5 protein-coding genes and 1 pseudogene are annotated in these 9,329 nt (G+C 50.9%); 2 read left to right on the forward strand and 4 right to left on the reverse strand.

The window, feature by feature from the left end:
• The first annotated feature begins 1,672 nt into the window (after nt 1-1,672).
• The gene (locus MXE39_RS03975) at nt 1,673-2,284 is read left to right on the forward strand and encodes a hypothetical protein (protein ID WP_246977443.1); all 612 of its coding nucleotides are present in this window, start codon (nt 1,673-1,675) and stop codon (nt 2,282-2,284) included.
• Nucleotides 2,285-2,720: 436 nt separating this feature from the next.
• Here MXE39_RS03975 and MXE39_RS13070 read toward each other — a convergent pair whose 3' ends face one another.
• The 4 genes and pseudogenes from MXE39_RS13070 to MXE39_RS03995 all read right to left on the reverse strand — a co-directional run bounded on the left by MXE39_RS13070 (nt 2,721) and on the right by MXE39_RS03995 (nt 7,796).
• The gene (locus MXE39_RS13070) at nt 2,721-3,113 is read right to left on the reverse strand and encodes a UvrB/UvrC motif-containing protein (protein ID WP_348647465.1); all 393 of its coding nucleotides are present in this window, start codon (nt 3,111-3,113) and stop codon (nt 2,721-2,723) included.
• A gap of 93 nt (nt 3,114-3,206) precedes the next feature.
• Nucleotides 3,207-5,105, reverse strand: a pseudogene (gene uvrB, locus MXE39_RS03985) (excinuclease ABC subunit UvrB); the annotation flags it as partial.
• Nucleotides 5,106-5,519: 414 nt separating this feature from the next.
• A complete protein-coding gene (locus MXE39_RS03990; RefSeq protein ID WP_246977444.1) occupies nt 5,520-5,717 on the reverse strand; it encodes a hypothetical protein in 198 nt (65 codons plus the stop codon).
• 1,101 nt (nt 5,718-6,818) lie between these two features.
• Nucleotides 6,819-7,796 carry a glucokinase gene (locus MXE39_RS03995; protein ID WP_246977445.1) on the reverse strand — a complete coding sequence of 326 codons (978 nt, stop codon included), beginning with the start codon at nt 7,794-7,796 and terminating at the stop codon, nt 6,819-6,821.
• Nucleotides 7,797-8,647: 851 nt separating this feature from the next.
• On the opposite strand from MXE39_RS03995, the gene MXE39_RS04000 reads away from it, so the two are divergent.
• The coding region (locus MXE39_RS04000) for a helix-turn-helix domain-containing protein (protein ID WP_247073802.1) at nt 8,648-9,329 on the forward strand (682 nt) is incomplete at its 3' end.

A 9,329-nucleotide genomic window follows, 5' to 3' on the forward strand; every position in this document is an offset into this window, starting at 1 on the left:
GGGCAATGCTCTAAAATGGTGCCTGGCAGAATTTTCAGACAAAAATTTTGGCCACTTCTTCTGCTCCTGAAAAACACCGCCACCAGGTCAAGGTCCCGTACGGGCGGCCATGGCATGCTGACAGTTTCAGGGAACACCATGTAGCCAGTCATAAGCTGTTGCTGGCAGGTACTTTTTAGTATCTATCAAGAGAGTTTTTCTTTTGATAATATGAGCTCATTAATAAGGCCGGTTAAGATATGCATATCCGGATAAACAGGCTGTCCGTTACAGGTGATCAGCACTAAGCATTTGCATCTGCCCAGCCTGTTACAGGCATATGCAGCTCCAGCAGAGCTGGAGATTTCTTCCTGTACTTACCTGGCCGACTTGTAAGAAGATACACTGCCCATCTTTTAATGACATAACATTAAAAGTAACAGCAGTTCCCAGATCACTAAAAAAGCAGCGTTCTTCGGGACGCATTTAAATTATTCTTGTACTTTTTGCAGTGGCCTGGCTTTTGACTGCAGGTCCTGATCAACAAACTGAGGAATTGCAGAGCTGTCGAGCGGCTCTTCAGATATTCACTTGATTCGGGAGGTTCAGCCCGAATAAGTAGTGCCCCGGCATCCCTGCCGGGTCATGTATTTTTCAGTACCCACCAGGGTACCCGACAACAAAATATGATTTTCGTTTTACCGGCACAGTCCGGTAATATCCCTTTTTATTCCCACCCTGACAACCATCTTACTTAATACCGGTGCTTACCAGCTCTGGCACATTTCTTTCCATTTTTATTCCATTACGGCCGTCCAGCCAATCGCGTCCATCCCGCAATTCCTGTACGTCCCGTCCACACCACCATTCACGTCCGTCCCGTCCATACCACCATTAACGTCCGTACCGTCCTTCACCACCTGCCCATTTCCACGGATATGTACCACTGCCTTTGCACTGCCTTTGCCAGCAGCAGTCACTGTTCCTGATGCCTGCCATGCCTTATCTGCACGGCCCCCACGTCTGCACACGGCACAGCCGCCTTCTAATGACAAAGCTTACTCCCTGGAGCTGATATTTGCCTGTCTTAATTGATTGAACTCCAGTCAATCTCAGGTATGCCAGGAAGAGCCGTCCATCCACAATCCATACTGCTGTGTCGCATGAGCTGCACTAATCTCCGCTGCGCCCGGCAGATATTTCAGTCGTGACATAAGAGATACTTTACAAACAATAAAGCAAAGCAATAACTGAAACCTGTGCAGCTTATTTTCTGGCCAACCCCTCCAGATTATGTGCTGCAGACAGTCATACAGTTATGCTGAAGTAAGGCTCACAGGCCTGTGCTGTGAGCAAGGCTAAATACTCAAGACTTCACGACTAACTCACATGAGCTTATGTGCAGCCTGCTCCATGATGAAAGTGGTCCTGCAACTGCCATGGCTGAACCATAGTCCCGGCATTACCATGCCGCGAGGCCGCGCTGCCTGGCCGTGCCGTGTGGCCATACTGCTGATGCCGGCCGGTTATGAGATTAGTTGCCAGGCAGGAATAACTGACAGGCTTACCGGGCTGTCAGGGCTGTCCTGCGGTGGACAGTTTACAGGGCTTTTGCCCTTGATGACAGCATATGCTAATCTCATGGCCCAATAGTACTTTACCGACAGGGGATATGCCCAAGGAGCCTTGATCCATGCAGGAACTCAAAAAGAACGAACTCTACCAGAAAATCCATAAGAGCTTTGCAGCTGCCGGCTTTGAAGAGTCCATCGCCTGCGTTCAGGGATTCGTGCTGGGCCTTATCAGCCGTGGTCACAGCTCCTCTGACCCAAAGAGTCTGGAGCTTACGGTAAACATCCTCAACGGCGGTACCCGCTTTTCCGGTACCGGCATAGCCACCTTTACTACCATGGCCATAGAACTGGAAAGAGAGCTGGAAAATGAAAAGCTCAGTCTTTTCATCCCTGGCAAGGATGAAAGCAGTCCAAAGAAACTGCTGCAGGCCATTTCTGACCTTGCCTATGGCTTTAACCTGGGCCTTTGCTGTGAGAGCAGGCCAGTTGCCGGTTCCATTGTTCAGGAAGACTATCCGCTGCGTAATACCATGCTCAATGAAAACGTTGAGATGCTCAATGAGATAGCCAATGTTGATACCGAATGTGAGCTTGACGACGAAAGCGTCGAAGTTGTTGCCGAGCAGCTCGAGCGCAGCATGATCATTATCTACGGCCTCATGCACGGTAAGGCCCTGCCTGCCGAAGCCACCGATGACGACAACTGCCCGGTCAGCCTCTCAGTAAAATAAGCCACGGCCTCTGCCCTGGCAGGCCATCTTCGCAGGAAACCAGAGCCCGGCTGTCTGCTGCGCAACACTCCACGCTGCGCCCAGCCCCGAATTTATCCATGCCCATGGCATTGATATCAAGGCAGCATTGATATCCAGGCGGCATTGAAGGTCCTGATGGCACTGCCTGCGCTGCATGAACCTGTAGCCATGGCAGCCCCGGCTCACCAGAGTGCAGGCCTGCAGCCAGCTGGCAGTTTGCAGCAGGCAGCTGCTCTCTAAGTCTTAACGTACAAAAGGCATCTTATACAGATGCCTTTTGTGTTTATGCTCTGCTCACAGAGCCGCCGTGTCTGCTCTGCTGCGACCAGCCGCACTGCGCCGTCCAGCGCCGGGCAGGACAATGCAGGGCTGGTCATGAAGCGGATGGGCTGAGGCTGTTGCCGGGGATGGGTGCTTATACTGGTAATTCGCTGTCACGTCCTGGCATGAGCATCATGATTTTCTCGAGGGTGCGCATGCGGTCGCGCAGTACGGCTGCCTCCTCGAATTTGAGCTCATGAACGAGCTCCAGCATGGCCTTTTGAATGGAGTCTATCTCTTTTGTCAGTACCTGAGCCTCAGGCAGGTAGCGACATGCCACAGGATCGCGCATCAGCTCGTTTACAGACTTCTCACTGAGCTTTGAAAGCAGCTCCAGATCAAAGACCTTACGCTCGGTGCTGTTGGCAGTTGCGCCAGGAGGAGTGCCTTTAGCTCCCTTTGCAGTGCTGCGGCGGCCCTTGCCTTTGCCTTTTGTTGCAGACTCAGCGGCAGCACGGCTGCCGGCAAGCATGAGATCAACAGCCATCTCACGGGCGTCATCGAGCTCAAGGGCTGCGTCCAGGCCTTCGGCTGCAGCAGCACCACGGCCGCCCTTGCCCTTACGGGAGGTGCCATTGAGGCTGTCCAGGCCATGCTCCTGCTCCCACTCACGGCGGTTCATTGATGGCATCATGCGCTCTTCATCAGGTACCTTGAAGACCTCGGAGCTGTTGATGGCCAGTTCCATGACGTCAACAATCTTCTTTTTAATCTGCTTTGGCTCTATGCCGTGATCTTTGTTGAACTTGTCCTGAATAGAACGACGACGACTGGTTTCGTCCATGGTCTGCTGCATGGAGTCTGTGATCCTGTCAGCATAGAAAATGGCCATGCCCTTAACATTACGGGCCGCACGACCTACGGTCTGAATAAGGGAACGGGTCGAACGCAGGAAGCCCTCCTTGTCAGCATCAAGCACAGCTACCAGGGACACCTCAGGAATATCCAGACCTTCTCTTAACAGATTAATACCGATGAGAGCATCGAACTCACCAAGACGCAGATCTCTGATGATGTCCATACGCTCTACAGCATCAATATCTGAGTGCATGTAACGTACTCTCAGACCATGTTCAGTAAGATATGATGTCAGCTCCTCGGCCATCTTTTTGGTCAGGGTAGTAACCAGAGTACGCTCACCTGCCTCAGCTCTCTTTCTGATTTCAGACATGACGTCGTCAACCTGAGTAGCTACCGGTCTGACCTCAATAACAGGATCGAGCAGTCCTGTAGGTCGGATAAGCTGCTCTACCACCTGAGAGGACAGATCAACCTCATACTGGGCCGGGGTAGCAGATACGTAGATAGTCTGAGGCTGCATGCGGGCAAATTCCTCAAACTTGAGCGGACGGTTATCGTATGCTGAAGGCAGACGGAAGCCAAACTGGATGAGATTGTCCTTACGGGAGCGATCACCACGGTACATGGCGCCGATTTGAGGAACAGTTACATGGGACTCATCAATGATGAGCAGACCATCATCAGGCAGATAGTCAAAAAGACATGGCGGAGCCTCACCTGGCTTTCTTCCCGTGAGGTAGCGTGAGTAGTTTTCGATACCTGAGCAGTAGCCCACTTCATTGATCATCTCAATGTCGTACTGGGTACGCTCACGGATACGCTGCTCCTCAAGAAGCTTGCCCTCATTGTAGAAGTAGTCACAGCGCTCCTTGAGATCGACCTTAATCTCCTCCACGGCTCTGAGCAGAATCTCACGTGGAGTTACATAGTGGGTCTTAGGGAAGATGGTGATACGTGGCAGCTCACATTCGATATGACCGGTCAGAGGATCAAAGCGGGAAATACGCTCAATCTCATCATCAAAGAGCTCAACTCGTATGGCATAGCCATCAGATTCAGCCGGGAAAATATCGACGACATCACCACGAACTCTGAATGTGGAACGGGAAAAATCAATGTCATTACGAACATATTGCAGGGCAGCCAGACGCTTTACAATTTCCATCTGGCTGATCTGCTCTCCACGGGAGATGTGGAGCATCATCTTGAGGTAGGTTTCTGGTTCACCCAGACCGTAGATAGCTGATACCGAGCACACTACTACAGTGTCGCGTCTTTCCATCAGAGCCTTGGTGGCGCTCAGACGCATCTGGTCGATGTGGTCATTGACCTTGGCATCCTTTTCAATGAAGGTATCAGTAGCTGCCAGATAAGCCTCAGGCTGATAATAGTCATAGTAGGAAACAAAGTACTCAACAGCATTATGAGGGAAGAACTCCTTCATCTCACCGTAAAGCTGGGCGGCCAGAGTCTTGTTATGCGACAGGATCATGGTAGGACGGTTAAGTCTGGCAATGACATTGGCCATGGTAAAGGTCTTGCCCGATCCGGTAACACCAAGCAGGGTCTGAGCCCTGTCCCCCTTTTCAATGCCATCTACCAGCTGTGCTATAGCCTCAATCTGGTCACCAGCCGCATCAAATGGAGCCACCAGCTTAAATCCGTTCTTAACCGCCACTGCCTCACCTCAACTTGCAAATAAAAGTTCCATGCCCCGTGCAACGAATCGCCGCCCCTGCCCCCAACAGCCCGCAAACCTGCCAGCCAGTCGCCCGGCAGCTTTTCATCCCCTGCCCGGCCCTGTACTGACCAGCCGCAAGGCACTGCCCGTCAGCCCATGCCCGGCCTGATTTTGGAGCTGGGCTGATCTTGCCTTTGCCCGGCCTGTTTTTGGCGCTGGGCTGATCTTGCCTTTGCCCGGCCTGTTTTTGGCGCTGGGCTGATCGAGCCTTTGCCCGGCCTGATTTTGGGGATTACAGAAACAAAAAACCCTGTTACTGCACGGATTATAACCGTCTGTAACAGGGTTTTAAATAATTCGTATCTTAGTTCAGCAAGTCACAGTCACTGCTGTGCTTCTGAAAAATAATTCTTAGGCGCGAACGTCGATGTTGCTGCCAACACGGCCACCAGCAGATGGAGCGGAAGCGTTGATCTGCTGTACGGACTGAGCGGTGCTCTCAAGCATCTTTAAAGCGGCCTGGCCCTGAGCCTCGGTAGCACGCTTGGTCATGGCAACGCTTAAAGCCTCGAAACCGAAGTTGCTGTTCATACCGGTAATTGAGCTCATGATGTTCTCCTCGTGGAACTATTGATCGATCTTGCATATGGTAGCGACATAAAGGCCTGTTTTTCAAAGGCAAATTTTCTCAATGAGATTATCACCTCTGCTAAAAGACTTATTGTCGTCGCAATGCACCCTGATACCAGATGCAGATTGATCTGGCACATGCACCCAAGATACAGCACAAAAATTCGTGTGGCTCATAGGGATTACGTATACAGACCTGCTCTGATACCATGGCCGCCTGCAGACAGCCACTGACAATGATACAGCAGGTCATACTGTCCAAAATTAGGACAAAAACAATGACAAACTGTACCAGCACCATAACCAGGCCAGAGCGGCAAAATCCTGCCGGAACAGACAGAGCTGTCAGGAAAATATTGCCAGAAATCCCGAAATAAAGTCCTGCCAGAAAGCACAGAGCTCTATCCGGGCAGCCGGCCACTGAGGGACTGAAAAACAATCACAGCACCTGTGTCATGTAGATAAGACAGGCACTGCTGTGCTTCAGCCCGGCACTGCCATTGTCAGTGCAGTCACTGGCGTGCTGCACCATGGCGTCAGTTGGGGTGCATTGCTACAGATGCACTATGCAAGCCAGATTAGCCTTGCCTGCAGACAGGAATATGAATCTCGCCTGAAAATCATGGCTATCTCCCGAACAGACAAAACCATGGTCATAAATCATGGGCAAGATCCAGCGACAGGAACTACGCTCCAGTACATAGTCATGCCCCCTGCCCATAGGGCATGATCATTAAGCATGGGCCTGAATCACGCCCCGGCATATGACAGGGAATAATGTCCCTGCACATGGCAGTGCCTCTTGTCCCGGCTCATGACAGGGAATAATGCCCCGGCACATGGCAGTGCCTCGTGTCCGGGTACATGCCACCTGAATCGCGCCGGGCAGATAGCAGTGACATGCCACAGAACAAAGCCCTGAGTGATGGACTGAAAGAGCTCTGGCTCGATATGGACTGGAAAAATAAAGGCACCATCAATGACAAAGGGCCTGCGATCTGCGATCGGAGGCCCCTCAGGGCACAGCACCTTAGTGCTGCGCTTATGCCTGTATGTCAGATTAGCTGACTTCGTAACTGCTTACAGTACGGCACCAAGCTCCTGACGCAGGGTGGCTGCAGCGCCCATCAAACCGGCCTTAGGCTCGGTGATGACATAGGTTGGAATGCGGGAGAGGTAGCTCTTGAAACGTCCCTTGTCTTCAAAGGCCTCACGGAACTTGGAGTTCTTGAAGAATTCAAGGAAGCGTGGAACTACGCCACCGGCAACATAAACACCGCCAAAGGTGCCCAGGGTAAGAGCCAGGTTACCGCCAAAACGGCCCATGAGGCGGCAGAAGGTGCTTAAAGCCTCTAAGCAGTCAGGATCAGGATTGGCGCTTAAGGCAGAAGCGGTAATGTCTGCAGGGGTAAGGCCTGTTCTCAGACGCTCATTGCGCATGGCAATGGCTTCATAGAGATTGAGCAGGCCAGGTCCGGAAAGCACACGCTCAGCAGAGACGTGACCAATACGGGCACGCAGAGCAATGAGAATCATGTCTTCAGACATGTTGGCCGGAGCCAGATCAACGTGACCACCCTCGCCAGACAGTGGAATCCAGCGATTACCGTTTTTAATCAGATGAGCAACACCAAGGCCGGTACCGGCACCGTATACAGCGACAGGAGCATGAGCAACAGGCTCACCTTCACCAATCTTTACCATGGACTTCTTATCAAGGCAGGTAACAGACATACACATGGCGGTAAAGTCGTTGATAACCAGCAGAGTCTCAAGACCGAGGTTTTCCTTGAGCTGAGCCTTGGAGAACTCCCATGGATTGTTGGTCATTTTGATGTAGTCCTGATCTACAGGACAGGCAATGGCAATACAGGCAGCCGAGAACTTGGCACCGGTATCCTGACGGAACTTGTGGATAACAGACTCGAGGGAGTCATTCTCCAGAGCCGAATAGATAATAGGATCAGATAAAGTGCCGTCAGCCAGATTGCAGATGGCCAGACGGGCATTGGTTCCACCAATGTCTCCCACTAAAGCTTGTCCTGATAAAGCGGTCATAACACTCCCCTTAACACATCACAGTCCCAGACCCGCAAGGTACATCATCAAATACGGGCAAAAGCCCGGGATAAAGGCCACTGCCTGACATCGCAAAGCAAAAGCATGATGCATTATGCTGATGCAGGATGCCTCATGCCTGATGCACGATGCCCAATGTCTGTCATATTACTCCTGACAGTTGATACCAGCCGACAGCAGATCACAGGGCAGCCCAACACTTGAAAAAAGGGTCAGCTCCCTGGAGCAACAAGGCCACCGGCCCAGACCTGACAGGATTTTTCAGACAACAGGTTCGGCAAGCTCAAAGACCACATACCCCCGCATATTCATCCCGCTCCTGCCACTACAGCAGAAGAGTCACAATGCACAAGGTAATGGCATGCAGATCAGCTGCAGATGCAATTGCCATGAACTGCATGACTCTAAGACGGCCGTACAAGGCCTGCTGCGAAGCTGAACTGAGCATAAACCGTACAACTGTCTGATATTAGCAAATGCCTGCCAGTTTCACAGGGCATTTTTGTCAAATTGTGAATATAGCAAAGTCAAAGGTCAATCCAGTGTATATTTTCAGGGGCCTTTCCCCCCGAAGACGCGTATTAAACGTCAATACGTTACTATATGATATGGCAGTATCGTACACTTCAGCGCAATGCAGTGCACTTACTGGATCCGCCTCTGACGCCATGGGCTTTTGGGCATTCTCCCAACTGCGCCTGAGAGCGCTTGCCAGATCTTTCCTGCATTGCCCAGTGCTATCTAATATCAGATTTCAAAAGTTTTGACCCACTGAGTACTAGCAGTAAAATCGTATCGTAATTTGTAAATATATAGTAGAATCAGGGCTTATGAAAACAATAGAATGCCCTGACTCACAGGCTGCCCATGCCCTGCATAAGCAGCCAGGAACGATTTTACAGCAAGTAAAATCCCGTTTGAAACTAAATCCTGAGGAACTTGCCAGTATTCAGCAGGCCACTTCAAGGAGGATTGACCGGCAAGCTATTAAAGAACGTTGTACCATTGTTCTTAGCGCAATGCGCTGCAAAACAATTTGTGAATTATCCAGACTTACTTCAAAATCAAGACAATTTATTAGAAGGTGGCTTAGCAGATACATAGAGCATGGCGTTGACGGTTTACGTGACCGTCCACGATCAGGTCGTCCACCTTCTTTAAGTACTGACTCTATTGAGGAGATTAGGGGGCTCTGCTTCACAAGCCCTGATTACATAAAATCCCTTGATGAGTTCGACCATGCCAGAGATTCAATCAGTTCATCTGACTTCTGGACAATTGATGGCCTTGCAGCAGTTAAGAAGGTATCACCGTCAACTATGTGCAGGTTCTGCCAAAAACACGGCATAGCAAGGCGTCCATCTGGCTCTTACTGCTTCAGTACTGATCGCGACTATGAGGCTAAGATTACCAGTGTTCATAGAGCGCTCTGCAAAGTGACAGAAGATGATGATGAAAACATTGTTGTTTTAAGTTATGACGAAAAGCCTTGTATACAGGCAAATCAGCATG

Source organism: Anaerobiospirillum sp. NML120511, assembly GCF_023050955.1.
Lineage (GTDB): Bacteria > Pseudomonadota > Gammaproteobacteria > Enterobacterales > Succinivibrionaceae > Anaerobiospirillum.

Excerpts from the sequence above, each read along its gene's own strand:
- MXE39_RS13070 (WP_348647465.1), bottom strand. The coding sequence starts at position 3,113 with ATGGCTGTTGATCTCATGCTTGCCGGCAGCCGTGCTGCCGCTGAGTCT.
- MXE39_RS03990 (WP_246977444.1), bottom strand. The coding sequence starts at position 5,717 with ATGAGCTCAATTACCGGTATGAACAGCAACTTCGGTTTCGAGGCTTTA.
- MXE39_RS03995 (WP_246977445.1), bottom strand. The coding sequence starts at position 7,796 with ATGACCGCTTTATCAGGACAAGCTTTAGTGGGAGACATTGGTGGAACC.
- MXE39_RS03975 (WP_246977443.1), top strand. The coding sequence starts at position 1,673 with ATGCAGGAACTCAAAAAGAACGAACTCTACCAGAAAATCCATAAGAGC.